At 47.2% G+C, this 19,066-nt stretch carries 8 protein-coding genes; 1 reads left to right on the top strand and 7 read right to left on the bottom strand.

Translation table 11 applies throughout. The features are described 5' to 3' along the window. Positions 1–595 (top strand): zinc ribbon domain-containing protein (locus HXW94_RS15865; RefSeq protein ID WP_178367877.1); only part of this gene is annotated, 595 nt, incomplete at its 5' end. On the opposite strand, the gene HXW94_RS15860 is transcribed toward HXW94_RS15865, so the two are convergent. Genes HXW94_RS15860 through HXW94_RS15830 form a run of 7 tightly spaced genes read right to left on the bottom strand, consistent with a single transcriptional unit; the run spans position 584 to position 18,918 of the window. Continuing rightward, positions 584–994, bottom strand: coding sequence for a hypothetical protein (locus HXW94_RS15860; protein ID WP_178367876.1), 411 nt, complete (start codon positions 992–994; stop codon positions 584–586). The genes HXW94_RS15865 and HXW94_RS15860 overlap by 12 nt on opposite strands. Before the next feature lie 51 nt (positions 995–1,045). Next, positions 1,046–5,341 (bottom strand): hypothetical protein, encoded by a 4,296-nt coding sequence (locus tag HXW94_RS15855; RefSeq protein WP_178367875.1) that lies wholly within the window; start codon positions 5,339–5,341, stop codon positions 1,046–1,048. Next, complete coding sequence (locus HXW94_RS15850; protein WP_178367874.1) at positions 5,338–10,992, bottom strand: hypothetical protein; 5,655 nt, start codon at positions 10,990–10,992, stop codon at positions 5,338–5,340. Before HXW94_RS15850 ends, HXW94_RS15855 begins: the two co-directional genes overlap by 4 nt. A gap of 22 nt (positions 10,993–11,014) precedes the next feature. Beyond that, positions 11,015–12,010, bottom strand: coding sequence for a hypothetical protein (locus HXW94_RS15845; RefSeq protein ID WP_178367873.1), 996 nt, complete (start codon positions 12,008–12,010; stop codon positions 11,015–11,017). Further along, the gene (locus HXW94_RS15840; protein WP_178367872.1) at positions 11,997–14,597 is read right to left on the bottom strand and encodes a hypothetical protein; all 2,601 of its coding nucleotides are present in this window, start codon (positions 14,595–14,597) and stop codon (positions 11,997–11,999) included. The genes HXW94_RS15845 and HXW94_RS15840 overlap by 14 nt, the downstream gene beginning before the upstream one ends. Continuing rightward, positions 14,594–17,842, bottom strand: a complete 3,249-nt coding sequence (locus tag HXW94_RS15835) for a poly-gamma-glutamate biosynthesis protein PgsC/CapC (protein WP_178367871.1) — start codon at positions 17,840–17,842, stop codon at positions 14,594–14,596. The genes HXW94_RS15840 and HXW94_RS15835 overlap by 4 nt, the downstream gene beginning before the upstream one ends. A gap of 14 nt (positions 17,843–17,856) precedes the next feature. Next, complete coding sequence (locus HXW94_RS15830) at positions 17,857–18,918, bottom strand: ATP-binding protein (protein ID WP_218576763.1); 1,062 nt, start codon at positions 18,916–18,918, stop codon at positions 17,857–17,859. Positions 18,919–19,066: the final 148 nt, after the last annotated feature.

Raw genomic sequence — 19,066 nt, 5'->3', positions numbered from 1 at the left:
AATAAAAATTTTAAAGCGGGAAATCAAACTCAGATGGAAAAAACTGAAAAAGCTTTCAAAAGAACTTGAACATCTGGCCTCAAATATAATTATTGCAATTGCAAAAATTCATAGTTGTTCAACCCTGGTTATCGAAGATCTCAGAGGGCTTAACGGCAAAAAATTTGCCCGCCGGCTTAACCGCAGGATTTACAGAACAATCAGAGCCGGTATTTTTGAAAAGCTGACATACAAAGCAGACCTCATTGGAAAAACAGTAAAGACAGTATTTCCTGCCTGGACCTCTCAATTCTGCCCCAAATGCGGTGAGTGTGGAGATCATAAAAATTACGGTGAATTCACCTGCTCGCATTGCGGGTATTCAGGCAACAGAGATTACATAGCAACGCAGAATATTGCACGAAAATTTTTTAAAATTTCGCTTAAAAGTTCAACAGGTTTTGGTTATATATCAGAATCTGCCAGCGCCGCTGTTACCGCTGGGGAATTTTTGAGTAAGATAGACAGATGGGTTAATGGATGGAAAAAATGTCTGAATGTTGCTCCTTTCATTGTTGAAATGAAAAACTGGAAGGCGTATCCGTTAATTGTATAAATGAGCATCTTTGTCTATTTTTGTAGTGATAAAAAGTAACGGTTTAGGAACGTTGCCAAAAGCCTCACTGGAAAGAAATATCTTTGAAAAATAAAGCGTGTCAAACCGCGGCCGTTCACGAAACATTAAATGATTTTCCATATCGATTTCAATGGAGATATCCAGATAAGCCCGGCCAATGTCCAGATAAATCCTGTTTTTTTCAGAATTGTAAATATCCGGATTCGGAAACCAGGCTTGAAAAGCTTCTGCTACGGCCAAAGCATTTTCTATGCGCTGTTCAACAACTATCTCATCAGGATAAAAACGTAAGTTTTGGATCCCGTCAGGAAATTGTCTGAAATTGTCGGTTTCTTTTCTGATTTTGCTTTTAACATCCAGCCAGCTTAAAAATTTCATTGGGCCAACTCCTTGCTTATTCATGGCAATATTTTTGTCTTGTAACAGCGACTACACATTCAACCATCCACCCTTCTGGCGTTGATTGAGTTTTTTCAGCTCCATGGCGGCCCTGTCATGGCTGATACGTTCATGGATCAAATCATCATAGATCCGGTTCGCTTTTTTCCGCCGTTTAACCGCATCACCTGCATCCAGAATAGATTCGATTATTGCGGCTATTTTGCTTATAACCCGGGTCTTGGTGACATTGCTTTGTAAGGTTTCTTTGACAGCTGCCAATGTGTTCTCCAGGTTTGTTTTGATCAATGAGAGACCGGCCTGATATTGCTCTGTCTGGGCAATGATGGCAGCCTGGGTTTTTGAAAGAATATCCAGAAGATAGGTTTCACACAAAATACCGTAATCCTTAAACGTCGTCAGCTCATAAAACCCTTCATCAAATCGTTCCGGATCATTTTCATCCAGCAGCTTTTGACCTGATTTCCAACACGCTTCCCACGCCTGCCACCGATAGACAAAATCCAGCCCCGGCCCTTTGATGTTCTGAAGGCCCATGATCTTATTATGCAGCCCCGGCGGGGTATGCAAACAAATGGTTTGGATGATTTGATTGCCGGTGACATGGAAGTTATCAATCACAATAAATTTCTTCTTGAACCATTGGGTGATCAGGGATTTAAACTGAGAATCAAGTTGTGTTTTTAATTTGTCATCAATGGGGTGCAGAAACGCAGTTTCAATCGTTTGAGAAAATGTTTCAAATGCGCGTTGTTCTTCATTCCATTCCTTCACGAACACTAAGATTGTATCGATGTCCGATTCCGTTGTCTGGGAGGCGATAAAAGCAGCCAGGTCTTCCGGTCTGTCTGACAGCTGCCTGATTCTTTCTTCTGACGGGATAAGCTGAAGTCCTTCCATCATGGCCATGATTCGGTTCACAAGAGCATCTTGTGAGGTTAAAATCCGAAGCCGCTGTGCCATATCCTTAAATTGATTCAAAGCAACGTCCGCAGACATGGCATTGTCATCAAAAAGGGATTTATTTTTTAAAAATTGATCCCATTCGGTATAAATAAATCCCAACAGACCGAAAAGATTGGAGCCTATCAAAAAATGACGATCCGCATTGAAATCATTGACCAGAATTGAGGCAAATGTCCGGGATCTGGGTATCCGATCCGCACGGTTATTAACAATGGTACTCAGCATGATCCCCGGCTGTGCGTCATGGTTGTGCGCATCAAATCCCATGCGTCGCCAGTTCCCCAGTGCGGCAAACCGTTCATTGGCAGACATGCCGTTGATAAATTCAAGTCGCCTCGATGCAATGGGGGCTGTGGGGTAGACCTTTAAAGCGCCGATGTCGGGCACTACGCGGTCCGCCATTTCCCGCACGGCAAAGTCGGGATCAATTTCAAGTAGTTCGCACAATTTTAGTACCAACGCCACATTGGCAGGATGCTCTTCATAGGGAAATCGATCCAGTACATCCGGCGTGAGCAGGCCGGACTCCAACCAGCCGCTATAGTGAATATCCGTTGATTTTTTCATAGATGCATGGGTCAGGATCGGGGTCATCTCCTCTTCTGAGGTAACCAGGATTCCCTTTTTGGGAATAAAATGGGTCATGACCTGGGGTATATCGATACCGGCCGGCCCCTGGATATCTTCGTGATCCGGATAAGTATTTGTGATGGTAGAATAATCATCCTTTGTCCATTGTCGTTGAAGAATGAACACAAAGGCCGGGGTCAGAGCCATGCACTCCCATAAGAATATTTTGGACTTCAGTTTTCGTGTTATGCCCAGGAGGTGATGGTGTTCCCAGATGGTGGCCTTGTCATATGGCCGGAACAAAAACATCTCACGGGTTCTTCCATTGGGATAGGTATGGAGGAACATGGCCTCGCAGCCTGTGGTTTTGTTAACGAAGCCATGACCCAGCGCTTCGAAAAGAGCCGCTTTGAGACGCTCCACACCTGATTTTCCGCGTGTCCCCCACCCCCCAATCACCAGATTGATCGATTTGCGATCTTTTGCCACCTGATACGCCGCATAGACATGTTTTGATAAAAAACAGGTGAGCAGCAGGATCGAAAAGAGTCCCAATTCATAGAGAGAATTTTCATAGGCTGAAAAAAAATAGTACCTTAACCGTTCCCACAGGTCCGTGGAAAAGGGAAGATACGCCGCAATGCCAATGGAAAAAAAACGGGCAACGGCAGGGTCTGTGTCGTTATATTGATTGGATTTTATTTCGGGTTTATCAAAAATAATCTGCGCATTCGTATGGTTCGTCAATGGGTTTTTAAATTTAACCTGATAAGAAGTGAACACAATGCGAAAGCCCAACCGGCGAAGGCTGTGGATGTAGCGTTCCGGCGCATCTCCGCCGGCCTCTTTGAAATTACGCAGCCCGGCATAATGGGGAAATCTGAGCGTCAGCACAATTCGTGCGTACACTTTTTGAATCATCCATTTTGGCGGAAAAATGTCCGTGATGCCTTCGGATGTGAAAATACGGTACGGTTTATCAGAAAAAATGATACCTGTGCAGTGGAGAAGTTCTTCCACAAGGGGAAGATAGGGTCGCCACCCAGATTCTGTGCTGCAATACAAAGGTTCTCCCGGCACTTTGGTCTGGGTCAGTTCGCTGCCGATGGTGGATGGTGCGCTGATCCTTGCCCTGTACTTTCTGCCGATGGTATGACTGAACCCTTGCCGCTTGTCAGGGGATGAGGTGAACAGTTCATGGATAAATCGCCAGAAACGAAAACCAAAACGATCCCCCCGGTACACAAGGTTGCTGAATATCCCATATTTCAACGCCAGGCCAAAATCATCCTGGGCCAGGACAGACAATACGCGGCCAATGACCTCATCATCCAATCCCTTGAAGCATGCTTTGGGAATCCGCCCTTTTTTTCCGGGGGGAATCTTCTCAATTCGTGGTCCAAGATATGTCATCAGCGATACGGCCTGTTCATCAAGGCAAACAATCAGTTTCTCCCTGCACAGAGCCGCCCACCGACGAACCGATAGTGAGCCGGCGTTTTGATGCAGATTGATGATCAACGGCAACACTTTGTTCACAAAAGGATGGACCAGGCTACCGTATTTTTCATTCTGCAGTGTTGTCACACAATCCACAACGGTCTTGAACCCCGTTCGTAAGGCAAACGCATCCTGTTCTTGATCAAAATGATCGGCAAAAAGGTCCGTGACCAATTCAAAATAGGGCAATAAGGGAATGATTGATTTGGAGATTTCAAGAAGCGCGGACGCACGAACTTGCGCAGAGATATCTTTTAAAAGCATATGGCGCAGCCAGGGCATGATCTCTTGGTTGTCCGTATCTTGATCCGCAGGCGGGTTGTGGATCAGATATTGGATAATCAGTGTGATCACCGTCTGCCGCACAAACGGGCTCAAATCCCTTGTAATGGTCGGGATGAATCGTTTAATTTTACGCTCTTTGTCAATGTGATCGCATAAAAGCCGGATGACTTTTTTCCGTACAAAAAAGTCATCACCGCCGGCTGGACGAAACAGCCGTTTATCGGCAGCACGAAAAAAAGAGTCGGCATCCATTTGAGACAGGAGTTCAAGGGTTTCATTCTGAATCCAGATCGGTTGGTTGATGTCCAGGGACGCCCGATAGATAAAGACGGTGATGCGCTCTTCGGCATACTCAGATTTTATTTGATCTGATATATGCCCAAAAATGGCTGCCATGCATCGAAACAAAGCGATCCGAACCCGTTCGTCCCCTCGATATGCCAATAAAGGGGTGAGTCGGTTCTCCATGTCGATGTGATTTAAAATCCGTTGCTGTTCAGACACCCGGCCGGATTCCCTCAGCGCTTTGGCTGTAATGGCTGTGATGCGATTAAGCAAAAACGCCACATGATATTCCGTCTCTGAGATTCTTCGCATGGACCGTTCGAGTACAGCATCGTACCCGAAAAAACGCTGCAACGCCTTTTGATCGCCCTTTAGCTGCCGGGATGACGCGCCAAGGTCCTGGGCAAATTTGAGAATCAGTCCGTTTCTTTGCGTCCGGGTGTTGGCTGACGTGAAACGCTGATTAAATTCGGATTGACGGGTTCGCAGTGTATTGATCCACGCCAGGGAATTTTCCAACTGATAAATCAAAAAAGTGATGACGGCGGTGGTCCGGGCATATCCGGAAGACAGCCGTTCTTTTATGGTGTCATTTCTGGCCTTATCATGTTTAAAAAAATCCAGGATCAGCTGCTGGATTTCATTCGTATAAAGCTGTTGATCCATGGGGGAGAGATCCAGCGCCATGATTTGTTTAATGTCTTTTTTGAGTTGCTTCATTGTTCAATACGGTTGTTCATGGTTTGGGGAATTTTCAGTCGTTGTAAGTCATAAAAATCAAACGCGCCGGGGCGGATGTTTTTCAATGCATGGCCCTGGCTGAAAAACCATGTCATCGAAACAGAACACGCGGTTTCTTGATGATCCAGGTCCTGGGATAGATCAATTGAAAACTGGAATCGTTGCTGATCCTTTTTCCAATACTGCCAACACAATCCTAAATTCAGAAAGTTCCGATGGATATCCTGATCCCGCTCCCCATCTTCAAAGTAGTATGTATGTCGATAGTCCAATGTTGCTTTTACATCGCCCAACATTTGTTTCCATCCCGCCTTTAAACGGATATTATCGGGTTGAAACAGGTTGAAATCCTCGTTAAATGTAATCCCCCCTTGCAAAAAACAGAGGCTGTCCCGCCAGGGCCTGTAACTGAGGGAATCCGACAATCTCAAGCCCCATGGATGGTCATGTTTATACCGGCTGAATAAATCCCGATCCACAATTCGACCGGGATATGCATCCGTATCCGTCAAACTCATATACCGGCCAAAGAGTGTCATGGATGGTAAATGATATGATTTCAGCCCCAACTGACGCTTTTGGAAAAGTCCGGCGTTGAGATGAAGCGCCCCTTCGGTATCACCCTGGAACAGCTCATCCCATTTGTCGGCATTGGGGTTCTGGACATAGAGTCGACCTTGGAGATGAAGTCCAATGGGCATGTTGGCGGGATAGTGATAGATATCCTCAGTGGCCCCTAGTGTGGTGCCGCCATCTTCCCTGAAACGGCTTAGAAACGATGTGCTGAAATAGGTTGACCTTGGCTCGTCAAAATAGTGATGGGTTGCAGCAAGCGCTATGTGCCGGTCGATTTTCCTTGCATCCGCTTCATCTTCCTCAAAGGAAAAAGGACGATGATACCCGGCACGAACCGACCAGGTTCCATCTTCCTGGGAGCCAAGGGCATAGGCGTCATGGAACCGAATGGGCCTGTTTTTGTCTGCAATAGAGGTCTTTGGTGAAAAAAAGGGACTCCTTTCCACGGCATTCAGGGGTATTTCAAGGTAAGGTGCCGGAAGCGGATCAAAAGCGAGCTTGGTTGGTCGGATTCGACGGTGTGAATCCGGTGGCGGTACGCTCATGGTGCGTCTGTGAATCCTGAAAAGGGCTTCGTTTTCATTTTTATCAGGTGTCAGAGAAATTCGATGCCGGCCCTTTTCCAGCGCACGAAAGGTACTGTAAATGCCATTGGGGCCGCGTTTGTCAATCCGTATCCAGGTCGGTCCGAATATGTTGGCAATGACCGGTATTTGGTGGGTTGCCACATAATAGGCCCGATCTAACGCCGTATCCAATTGCATTTCCCGGCATGAGGCGGATTTTTTTTCCCATTCACAAAAGTCCACTTTTAAAAATTGATTGGCAAAGCGGTTCTCCATGCCGATGGTTAATTTATGTTCGCCTTTTCGGATCGGCAAGTCCAGTGTATGACGTGTCCGGCTGGGAAAAAGCGTGATGCGTTCTTTTTTTTCATCATCCAGTTGATAAAAAAAGGTGATGGGGGCCGGGGCCAGCAACGGTAGATCCATCAAAGAAACGGTCGCCTGGAGGCGAAAGGAGGTCAGCGTATTGAGATAAAGAATCAAGTTGTCCTCATTGGTGACCACCTGCCTGGAAAGTGGGTTGTCCGGAAAAAGGGCGCTGCGAATCCTCATGGATCGTGATTCCGGTTGCCAATGCGCCAGTTCCATGTTTTGAATTCCGGCATCGGCTTGAACCATGGTGGCCGGTTCCCAGGCCGTATGGCTGGTGATTTGACTAAGAAGCCTGCCAAGAGTGATGTGATGCGGATACTGTTGGGCCATTTGACGGGCATGGGATTCAATGGTCAGATATTGTTCCCGGGCCGTGGCGACTTTCTGGGCATCCGTCTTTTCTTTTGCGTGGATTTTATCGACCAGGGTTGATGCCTTAAATACCAAATCCGACATCCGGGACACCATATGGGACATATCATCGGAAATAAATGCTTTATTTGTGGGGGTGCGGGGGTGTTGCCCTCTTTGAGCGCTTAGCTCCCCGGGGGTGATTTTTTCACATGCATTTTGCTTATGATCACCTTTTGCGTCATGGATAACAGATTGCCGGCGCCTGAATGTGGTGATGTCGAAAATTTGTGTGGGGTCATCCGGAGAGATGATTTTGAGGCAGTCATTGACAAGGCAAGGACAGGCCGTGCCAAGTAAATTGGACGGCCCATGGTCTTTCCGGATGGTCATAAACGCTTTGGCGTTTTTTGATGTCAATGGCGGCAACAGGCCGGCAACTGGAGAGCCTGATCGTTTGGTATGTAAGGTTACGGCCAGGGAAATTGCGGACGTGTGAACCGCAACACGATGTTCCCCCGGCGGGATATAAAGTTCAGTGCTTTCAATGGTACCGGGCCGCATCCCATCGTCACCCATGATCATTAACCCTGGTGCGGGCAGATTGTTGATGATGGGTACCAGTTGCTGCCGGATCAGATTTAAATCTGCGGTCCGGTCCAGGGGGGTCTGGATAACGCGAAACCATCCATTGACCGGCACAGCGGATTGATTGACGGCCTTTGCACCGGGTGTTGAGGGATGCAGTACCCGTGCGGACAAGGTTAAACGTACCGGCCCATGAAATACGGCAGTAACGGGCCGGGACGGCAAAGCGACAAATGCGGTGTAGGACAGATCCCTGGGGGTACTGTAGAGTTGAACCGTTCCGGCATGGGATGCAATTGCGGCATTCTCTTCCTGCCGGCGAAAGGGACCGGGCAAACCAGCCTGCCAGGCCTCCCACCCCAGGATGCCTTGAATCCGTGTTTCCCTGTCCTTTGAGACCAGTGCTTTTTTAATGGCAAGTCCACGCTCAAGTACCGCAGCAAGGCCGGCACCGCGTTCCCCCGCATCATTGAGCATCGGCAGGGCATCGGTAAAGGCGCCGCGGGACATCAGGGCCTGACCCTTCTGAAAGGCGCGTTCTTCAGGATCTGTCAGTGGTTCCCACAGCATGTCAAAAACATTATGCCATCCCATCCGGCAAGCTGCTGTCAGCAGAAGCGCCCTGACTTCCATTTCATCGGACAACAGACCGGCAAGGGTAAAGGCATCCTGGGCCTGTCCTGATTCCAACAATGCCTGGGCAAGGGATTTTAAATGGAGTTGGGTGGGATATTTGACAACCTGTGCACAAAGCATCGAAAAAATACGATGGGGGGCCCCGCCATTTAAATAGAGCTGGTGCAACCGGTTGAAGGCCAGCTGTGAATTTTCGGGATCCGTATGAAAAAACGCGGTTTTTAACAGTTTTTCCGCCAGATAGGTGTCACCTAAAGCGATGAGATGGTCGGCCATCTTGAACATGGCGGTTTTCCGGGTTTCTTCGGCTGTATGTTTTAAAATCGCTGTCCATGTTTCAAATGCCGGCAGGTACTGTTGTTTCGATTCAAACCGGGATGCTTTTTTTATCAATGCGTTGATCTTTGCCTGGGAGAATAAATTTGTGGAAGACGGCAAGGGAAGGGTTTCCGGTCCTTTAAAAAGGTGATAGTTGGATCGGATCAACCGGATAAGCGGCACCCAGTGACTTTGAAAATCGTCTGAGATGATGCCGTATTCATGGACGACGGCGTTTGAATCCGCCAAAGGTGTTGAGGTCAGCATCTGCACAAAGGTCTTCAGCCGGTTATCCCTTGATGGATTCAATGCCATGGCTTGGAGCCAGTTTGATTCGGACATGCTGTAGGGGCGGGAATCCAGATATTGAACAGCCACCTTGCCTTTTGTGTATGAATGCGTGGACAATGAATCTGTGGTGACATGGTGCTGATCCGCATCACGCCAGACAGCCATCTGCCGAATATCCCGTGGTATGTCCAATTCAAAAAAAGCCGGCCGGATCGGCCTGGACAGGTCAATGGGATCATCCTCCGGTGAAAAAAAGTGTATCCGGCTTATTTGCGCGGCATCTGATGATGTAATTCTGAACTTTTCCGGTCCAACATCATTGCCGGATGCCACCTCAAAACGTATCGGGGCCTGGGCGTCAAATTGAACAACAAAGGATTGAGATTGGGACTGAAATGGCGCCACCAATCGAATAGTTGAGGGGGCAACACGGTGGGGCAGCTTAAAGATCAGGGGGGATGCTTGATCAGGTAATGGAAAAAAATAGCCGGTCTGTACCTGGTGTTGAAGTTGTTTTATATGCTGTTGGGCCACCACCATATGGCTGTCCCGTTCCCGTTTGAGTCTGGGAAGGATGAATTGGATCGATTCCTGTGAGATTCCTTTTGGGCTTTTGCTGGGAAAAAGATTACGAAAAAACGTATTCAAATCATATAAAATTTGGGCGTGGGATCGTATTTGGGGAATCGCTTCAAGCCGCTCGGAAAGGACCTTCATCGCCCCCGCCGCAGCCAGTCCCCCATGGGGCCTGCGGTTATCCCCGGCGATCTGCTGAAGTGCCTTTTGTATGTGGGGAACCGGAAGAGAGGGTGTCGCTTGTTTTGATAGTGTTTTTGCAATATCCGCTGAAACCAAACCCCGCTCATTGCAGTTTAGATGAAATACCGTCTTTGACAGCGGCTTTTTTAAAATGGCCTGAAATTTTTCAGCGGTGTTAAGTGACGGAAAAAGATAGTCGGGGTCATCAAGCCGGAGGACCCTGAGCAGCATTGCGGCATGGGGAACTAAGGTAAAAACATGCTCTCCTTCAGGGATGTTGATATATGATTGACGCAGCCGTCCGCAGACAATGGGGTCATGATGGGCCCGTGGAGAAACAGAGGAACGGACCCAAAGAGATTCACGGATTTCCGGCAAGGTGTTGAAATCCAGCAATTGGCAGGGTATGCCGTCTTTAATAAGTTCTATGTAATATTTGATGCGTCGTTTTTGTTCGGTCTTTGGATAGATAAATCGATTTTCTACCAGAATCCGGGCCGGTCCATTGATCCTGAATTGTGCAGGCTTTTGAGCGTCAAGCGGCCAAAATGGTATTGTTCCGGGCTTTTTTTTATGGATCAGGTTGATGGGTGTTCCGGAAAGGGGGATAAGGTCCCGGTAAGGGGCAATCTGTGGCGGCATTTCCTTTCGGGATAAGAACAGCGCCAAGGGAAAACATGGATTGCATTCATTGAGATCGCCATGGGCTTGGGTATAACAACGGGGCAAGGTGACACACCAGGGTAGAAAAATTCGGCAGACTGTCGGATTACTGCTTGATGGTTTAACCAGAAGTGATTGATTATCCGCATCAGGTGAAACCGGTAAAAAACGATGAAGCCCGGTTCCGTTGGACAAAGAAATCTTTAAATCTTCCTTTGGGATACAGGACATGGGAAAATAGATTCTGAGCATCTGGTACTCGGGAATCACTATTTTTAAAACACGGCCCGGGGTGAGATCAATGGTGTGCATGTCGAATGATGCATTGTATTGGGGCTCAGGCCCCGTCACAAGCTGGGCGGATGTTTCAATGTTATCCCATCGCAAAGGCAGCTCATAATCCTTAAAATAATCCACCTGCATGCCATTGATCCCGGCCCGGCAATATGTGGCCGTCAAGGTTAGAATAAACAGGATAACTATGATAATATTTGATTTAATTACAGTCATTTGAAACGACCTATGATAATATTCATAAATTTTTAAGACATGATAGAAAACTGTATCGGATGTCATGGTTATACGTCATTTTTTTACGCATGGACAGGCTCATTTCAAGGTGGATAAACCCCGGGTGGTCCATGGAGCGCATCACTTTTCCGATGGTGTTTTGTGTGCCGCCAAGCGTATTGATCTCCATGGGATAAAGCCGGGTTATTCCGGGAAGCTTGATTTTCAGACAATCACTGAGATCTGTCAAACCCTGTGACGGGTAAGCGGTACCGTTACTGATAATGATATCTGAATTTCTACCGGCATCGGTGTTTCTTTTTTTTCTTGAAAAGCCGTGAAGCTGTATGAGATGCCCACCGGGATGGGTTGTTACAAAAGCTTTGGTAAAGGCGGAAAAAAAAGTATCGAAAAGATCCGCCATATCCCAGATTTCGTTGGGTGATACGCCTTTTACTTTTTGGTTTCCATACCGGTGCACCGTATTGAATACTGCGCCTGCAAACCGGCCTTCCAGCATGAGGCGAATGCCGATATCATCGGTGTGATAGTCATAAAACCCATGGGGAACCATAAGCACCTGATTGGAAAACGCCAATTGTGCTACGGTTGCCGGAAAAATATAAAACCCCCGTCCCCGCCTGTGGGTGGGGGCTTCCATGAGGAGGAGGTAACGGCTTGCGTCCAGTTCCACGGTTTCCATGATTAAATTGAGTCGAGTCAACATTGGGGCCAGGGAGGCCGGGGGCTTGCCCTGGAATATACCCGTAAACAATTGCTCAGCCAGGCCCAGCGCTTCGGTGGATGGGGGAATGAAGCGGGCCTTTTTTTGTGATGCTTTCAGTTTCGCCACCATGATATCAAAGTGGTCGTTCCCAATGTCTGTAACGGATTCCTCGTCTTGGGCGACCGTTGCAAAAGTCTGGATTTTGAAACCGGCCGGGTTCCCCATCACATGTTGGGTCGGGATGATAACAAGTATGGTGAGCCAAAAAATAAACAGGTTATGTTTTTTCATGGGGGTGTCTTGCCTCCTTCAACAATTTTTGTTGGGAATAACGCCCGGGGAGTGCCCGGTACAAAACGACATAGGCACTTTCCTTTCCATCCAGGGAAAGGGAAATACGGTACCTTCCCGGCTTTAGATCGGATCTGACGGGGAAAAAACAGCGGTGCCGGGAGCCCATCATGGGTTGAGACGAATTTAATATGTAAACAGGGCCGTTATTATCCGACCGAATGCTGAATGTTCGATGTTGAATGGTCAATTTTTCGAACGGGCCCCAGGGTAATGACCTGGCGCAGTGGAGCGTAGCGGAGATCTTCAGCCGTTGGGGGGCGATAAAAGGAAACGCCACAGCTAAAGAAAGGGTTTCTTCATCGGCGGTTTGCTTGATATATGGGATCGAAATCGGATTGCCGGGTGTCAGACGATAGGCAAACCGTTTATGAAATTGGTCTTCACCGGGAGACTGGGTGATTTGGTTCATCATCAAGTCAACGCTCTTTGATGTATGGAATTTCAAAACCTGGGGGCCTTTGGAAAGCGGCGGCAGATAAAGCCGGCCCGATGGCCCCACCAGCCGGGCCGTGAAATAAGGCATTCCGTTCCTGGACACCCGGATGGAAAAGGGATTATCAGGTTCCTTTTGAAAAAAGAGAAGCTGGGGCGTGATAATTCTGCGCAGGCCGCTGGATTTTACGTTGACTGATCTTTCAGTATTCGCGGAAAGGGGGGTGTAGGTTGATACAAGGGCGGCATCCCGCTGATACTCTTTTTTTTGAGCCGGTATGAGTATAAAATGTCCAGCCCTATTCTTTTCAGGCTTAAACGCGTCCCATTGGAATTGACCGGCTTCAATATCAGGGTTGATTTCAGGGGGACGATACTGAAGCAGGACAAGGTAGGTGCGCTGATCATTAAACAATTTATTGTAGTTGACAGGCTTTAGTGGAAACCATGTCGGTTGCTTTTGTATATCCGGATCGTGTGTTTGTGACTTGAAATAATCTTCAGGAACACGGGTCAGTTTGGCCATCTTGGGCGAGCGGTTGCCGGCATTGACAAGCAGCGGGTCGGAAGATCTAAGGCGAATAAATGACACATTATGGGGAAAGTTGAAATGAAGATAGTGCGGATCGGATACAGGCAGATGGTCCTGACCGTCAATGAGCCGATCGTAAACGGATGCAGGCAGCACCAGAGAGACTTGATCCCCATGGATCTTATTTCCACTTTTATCCAGCAAATCATAGTGAAGCGTTGATGCCGGGTGGGTTGCGGCTGCGTATTGATTTGAATTGCCGGGCCGGCCTAAACCTGACGGTTTCCGGATTCCGATCCGGAATGGGGTGGCAAGCTGCTTGACATGGGAAACGCGATAGGTCACCGACTGGGTCGAATTCACCAGAATTGTCCGGGAGACCAAGGTCTGGGGGGTGATGTCAATGGATTGTCCATCTTTTTTTGTAAACAGCTGAACCGTCACCGGTCGATCCGAACTCAATTCGATCAATCCCCCTGAGAAGGCGTGTAAAAACCGTGTGGCATCGCCTTGCCATGGAATATCCCATGAGCTGCGCGTGATCCCTTTGCCGAACCATTTGAGTCGAATATGCGGATCCGGGATATCCGCAACACCGGGTTCATCCCCGTTTAATTCGGGGGGTAATACACGGAATAGAAAACTGATCCCAAGCCCCTGTTCGGGTACGGGGATGGTGCGTCTGAGATGCGGATCAATGCGCAGGCCTTCCTGGAAGCGCTCCTGATTCAGGGATGTGCCGTCCACCTCTTTAATCACATACAGTTTGCGATAGGTGTAATCATTTCCCTCAATACCCGCCGGTGCCAAAGGCCGCCATATGTTTCGCATGAGATTGCGCTGCTCTTGTTCTGTTAAAAAATCCTGGGTGTAGACGTTTGACCGGGCCAGAAATTCTTTTTTTGTCCGTGATGATCGATTCCATTGCCGGATTAATTTTTGTTCCGGGGACGGGGGGGTGTGATACAGGCGAACCATGACTGAAGAGACAATCGCATCCTTGCCGGCCAGGCGCAGGCGAACACGAATATTTTTTTCCAATGTTCCCTGTTTTTCAAAGTTTAAGATGGTTACCCGCCCATCTGCCGGCACCAGGGGCTCTGAGAAATAATATGATGCCGTAAAGGGATCATGTTGTTCTATCCCATCAGTGAACCATGTAATTTTGGATCGCTTTGCATAGGTTCCTGATTTTAAAATACGTCCTTTGTTGTCAATGATTTGATATGCCATTTGATATAAGACAGGTGTCTCCGGTTCAGGTACAACATCCTGGGGAATATTCGCATTTGTGACCAGTTTGACGGCATCCGTTGCCGGCGGCAGGTTAAACGTAAGCCATTTTTCCGTTGGTAATTGATAACAGATGCTGATTTTTGCCTCGGGGTGCTTCAATGGATGCAAAAACGTTTCATCAAGCTTACGAATAAAGTCAGGAAGCGCTACACCATGACATTGAGCGGTTATCACACAACACAGGCCTGCCCATATCAACAGGGCAAGGAGCGAAATGATGACAACACCATTGGTTCCAGATATCTGAATTGATCGTTGTTTCATTGTTTTTTCCAGGTCAGCCATGCAATTTTTGTGGTGATATAGTGTGATATGGCCTGTTGATCAAGGGAATGCGGCAGCACTGAAAAACGGCTCTTTTCATCAATGGGGAACAGATTCACCACGGCTGTCAAGCGCCCTGACCGATTAAAAATCAAAAGAAAACTTTGCTTGGAATTAAGGTCAATGATTCGCTGATAATGATATTGCGGCCATTGGGTTTTCAGATGATCAAAAGAGATAATATCATGTGTTTCCAAATACCGTTCCATGGCCACCATATAATCGGGGGCAACATCTGCAGAGCGTTTTGGCGCCTGGCTGACAATGGTGAACAGATCCGCCTCCACGGTTTCAATACCCAGTGATTCAAATTTAGCGGCATGGAGACGATTATCCGTCTGTTGCCGGTAATAAGTACGGATCATCGGGCTGAGCCAGATGATGGAAAATTCTTTGTTTTGCGCCTGATCAAGATACCGGGCCTGTGGAATTCCCCCCACCTCATACCCGGTGGTGCTTTGGGAACCATCTATCAATTGAATCCGCAAGCCTTTGGATTTCAAGGTTTCCATCAGGTGAATGGTTTGGGAATCAAACGCGTTAAACAGCTTGACACCGGATTTAAAAGAGAGCAGCGCATCGACTTCGGGCAGGGCGTATTCAGGATTAAACCCCATGGCCCGGCACTGCACCACCATCAGCGGAGCCGGGCCGAATTCCCTGATGAGTACCTGGTTGACCAGGGTGAAGAGACTCTCTTTATTTTCCAATTGAATGATGTCGGAAGCGCCGTCCCGGTTGGCCTTGGGATGCGTGGTACTGATCATCAAAGCGCCGGCTTTAATCTGTTCAAAAAGGGATACGGCATATTCAAACGTATTTTTTTCTGAAAGCGGCCGCGGTGCCTGGATGATATAATCAGCGGTTTTTCCCAGACGGAATATGTACATCCCCCAATAGCGCTTTTGGGGTAGATCATCCCTTTCCGACAGGATCAGATAATCCTGACCGGATGTTTTATGAAAATAACGGATGATCTCATAACCCATTACCGCGGCAGCCCAATTAAGCGCCTTCAGTTCGTCCAACCCTTTCGGTGTCCATTGTCCATTTTTATATAATGTGTTAGAAATATTCAGCAATGGCGTCACAATTTCATGGTCAAAATAGAGCAGTTCTTCAAAGGTGGGAATTTGGTAACGCCCGGAGTCCTTTTCGGCAATATGTTCCTTGCTTTTCAATATCCAATCTTGAAGATATCCGGCAATACTTTGTTCCCTGAGTTCCACAGAGAGATCCATTCCATAATAGGGGGCTTTGAACATGATACGTCTTGCCTGCTCACGATTCAGCATCAGTTCGGCAAATCCGGTATGACAGCGTTCCCTCAATATATTTGCAAAAGGGGAATCCCCCCACTGAATTTGAAATTGACCGATATTTTTTTTCAAAAATGTCAAGTCAAGACCGGCGGGAACCGCCCCTTTAATCCATAAAATGGAATCAACCGCAGGCGTTTTTCCCAACGAAGGTGGCGTGCGCTGACCGCTTAAAATCCGTAGACTCTTTTCCGTGTAGCCGCGGATTTGCAGGATATTACGTCTGCCCAATGTTCGATGAAATGTTGAAAACAGGGTAAATGGGTTTTGAAGGGTGTTGGAGGCGCCATTGTCATTGGTTGATAATTTTGTTCCGCCCACAGCCATGGCTTTGCACTGCATCGACGTAAAAAGCCAGGCTGCGGATTCAAGCGCCCCCCACTCTTCAAGGGGGGCCGGAACCGCCATAATCATTTCATTATGGGGAGCGGTATTGATCACATAGCTGCCCCACCCTCTTCGCGGGCCTTTCTCATGCAAAAAAAGATAATGATTTTCCACGAAAGAGAGGGTGTAATTGATACGGTTTAACAAATTTTTTCCAATGACCAGATCCTTTTGGGACTGGGTTAAACTAAAGGTTTCCAGGGCGTTAACGGCTTCTGCAAAAATCTCCATCTCCCTTGGTAAAGGAGAGATAAAGCTGTTTTTATGGTAGGATGTGAAGAAATTGATTTTTTCATTTTTTATTAATTCAATTAACGGCAGTGCTTGGAAATCGTTTTCCTTTGTTCCCATCCTAACAGGCAGCCGGTCATTTATTGTATTTAATGAAAGCAGATTAGGGATAAAGGTCATTGAGAACCCAATGATACTCGCAATAAGCACAGCCACAATGGACGTTTGCAGGACGGCCCGTGTTACGCGAACAGCAATATCTTTATCGTGCATTTTGATGGCCAGCAACGTCGTCAAAAGATATCCGAATCCATAATAATCGGTTATTTTCTGTTCCGGAAAATATAGAATGAGAAGCCATCCGGTCAAAATTTTGTAAAAAAATCCGATATTAAAAAAAAGCAAAATCTTTCTGGCACCCTCCATGTTTGCTTCTTTAAACAAAGGCAGCCTAAGTACAAGTGACGCCAAGCCAAGAATAACAAAGGTTTCGGCAAATGAGAACAGCAGCTTCATGGGCTGATACCACTGAAGGGCCAGCAGTGAGGGGATTAAAATTCCGCTGTAGTCCCATCCGTAGTACAGATTCATACGGGAGGCCACCACCGATGTGACCAGAAGAATAATATATGCTTTGGGACTGGAGAGCATGGAGGCGGCCATGTCTTCGTACATGTAAACAATATTGCCCATGGATAAATTGGTGAATTTCATCAGGCCGTATCGTACCAGAAGATAGGTCGTTAAAATGGTAATCAATGATGCAGAAAAACCCCGGCAAAGCCCCGGTTTCCAGAATTGATTGGCCATCAGCGCCACAACAATTAACCCGAAGCTGTGCAGGTTATTGCGATAATCGAATACAATACCCAGCTGCCGGGTAATATTCTCCGCCGCTAAAGGTAGAAGCACCGTGTCAAAAAGCAGACGGACGACGACGCTGACCAAAAGAAATGCAAAAAAACGGTCTCGGCCAAAAAAGCTGTGCCATAGCCCGGCTTTGGACAAAAATTCGGAAAAACCCCATACCAAAAAATAAGTGACCATCGCTTCAAAGATGATGACGGCCACGGCAAACGGTTTAATAATCAGAAGCGGTACCAGATAGCCTGGTACAACAAGACCGCTGAGCACCCATCCCAGCCTGAGATTAAAAAAACAGGTAACACAGACCCCGACCCACACCGTGGTGGTGACGGAACCGGCCAGCCCACCCTGTGGAAATATATTTAAAATCAATGAATTCATAAAAGTTTCATGAATCAATGGAATTTCTGCAGTTTCAATATAAACATGATGCCTTTGCCAACTTCACTGGATCCGGATAAGTCAGCCTTCCAATGCGCTAATTTAGGATAAAGCTGGTGAATCTGTTGATAGGGGGTTGTATCACTGATCTGTTTACTTGTCAGATGGCGTTGAAAATCTTCATCGGGCATGCCGTAACCAGCGTTGGAAAGGGTGTAGCGCATGGTGCCGTTTTCATTGGCGGCGGTAATGTGAATTGTGGTCTCATTAAAAGCATCTTCCAGCAAAATGATCAACATGGCTTTACACAGTGTTTTCAAATCCGAAGGCACTGCCAGGGCCATATCCGGAAAATGGTCTTCGGCCAGGTCGATGCTTATCTTCTTTTTTTCTAACTCTTCTTTTATTGAGGCAAGCACGTCGTTGATCTGCTTTAACGGCATGACAGGGAACAGTTGCTGCCCCTCGAACATTATCTCTTTGTCCATATAGCCACTCAACTCATCCATGAATGCAATCATTTTATCCTTTTGGGTCAGCAGCTCAGTTAAAATTTGATCTTTATTTTCGGTCTCTTCATCTTCCAGCAACACGCAGGCATTGGTAATGGACTCCACACCATGTTTCAGCTGAATATTACTTCGTTCAAAAACGTCTGATTTAAGAAGTGACAGGTCTTTGGTTTCCGTTAGATCGGTCATCTCAAAGAGCATGCCATGGATATTAAATGGATAGGCTTCATCATCCTGGTGGAAACTTTCATCCTCACCGACCAATGGGTGGATCGAAAGCCGGTAGGCGTGGGGGGCATCTGACAGCGTTACCGGAAGGTTGAGGCGAATATGGCTGAGCATGACCTGACTCAGTTTGTCTCGCATCTCTTCCGCACTATGCCCGGTCAATCGGATGGCCAGATCCATTGCACTCATTTTAAATGGCGTCATCTTCATTTGGGTAAGCAGTTTATTCATCGCCTGGTTAACATGGGTTACCTGGCCGAAGATATCATAAAGGATAATCGGAGATTCCAGCGAATTCAGAAGGTGGTCAAGTGTAGAGAGACGCCGAACCAGCATGGATATGACGGCATTTACCTCGGGCGCATTCCCATTTTCCCGGTTATGCAACAGCCAATGAATTGTGCGAGTTTGCCATTTGTTTCAAATAATTCCATCTCCCTGACTTATAATATGAACGTAGCATGATCACCTTCTCTGCATTTTC

The organism is Desulfobacter latus, from assembly GCF_013389365.1.
GTDB classification, from domain to species: domain Bacteria; phylum Desulfobacterota; class Desulfobacteria; order Desulfobacterales; family Desulfobacteraceae; genus Desulfobacter; species Desulfobacter latus.
The sequence above is the reverse complement of the archived record's forward strand: the minus strand, read 5'-3'. Positions and strand labels throughout refer to the sequence as shown.

Bases quoted from the DNA above. Each gene is read 5' to 3' on its own strand.
- HXW94_RS15835 (WP_178367871.1), bottom strand. From the start codon at position 17,842: ATGAATTCATTGATTTTAAATATATTTCCACAGGGTGGGCTGGCCGGT.
- HXW94_RS15830 (WP_218576763.1), bottom strand. From the start codon at position 18,918: ATGCTGGTTCGGCGTCTCTCTACACTTGACCACCTTCTGAATTCGCTG.
- HXW94_RS15840 (WP_178367872.1), bottom strand. From the start codon at position 14,597: ATGAAACAACGATCAATTCAGATATCTGGAACCAATGGTGTTGTCATC.
- HXW94_RS15855 (WP_178367875.1), bottom strand. From the start codon at position 5,341: ATGAAGCAACTCAAAAAAGACATTAAACAAATCATGGCGCTGGATCTC.
- HXW94_RS15860 (WP_178367876.1), bottom strand. From the start codon at position 994: ATGAAATTTTTAAGCTGGCTGGATGTTAAAAGCAAAATCAGAAAAGAA.
- HXW94_RS15850 (WP_178367874.1), bottom strand. From the start codon at position 10,992: ATGACTGTAATTAAATCAAATATTATCATAGTTATCCTGTTTATTCTA.
- HXW94_RS15845 (WP_178367873.1), bottom strand. From the start codon at position 12,010: ATGAAAAAACATAACCTGTTTATTTTTTGGCTCACCATACTTGTTATC.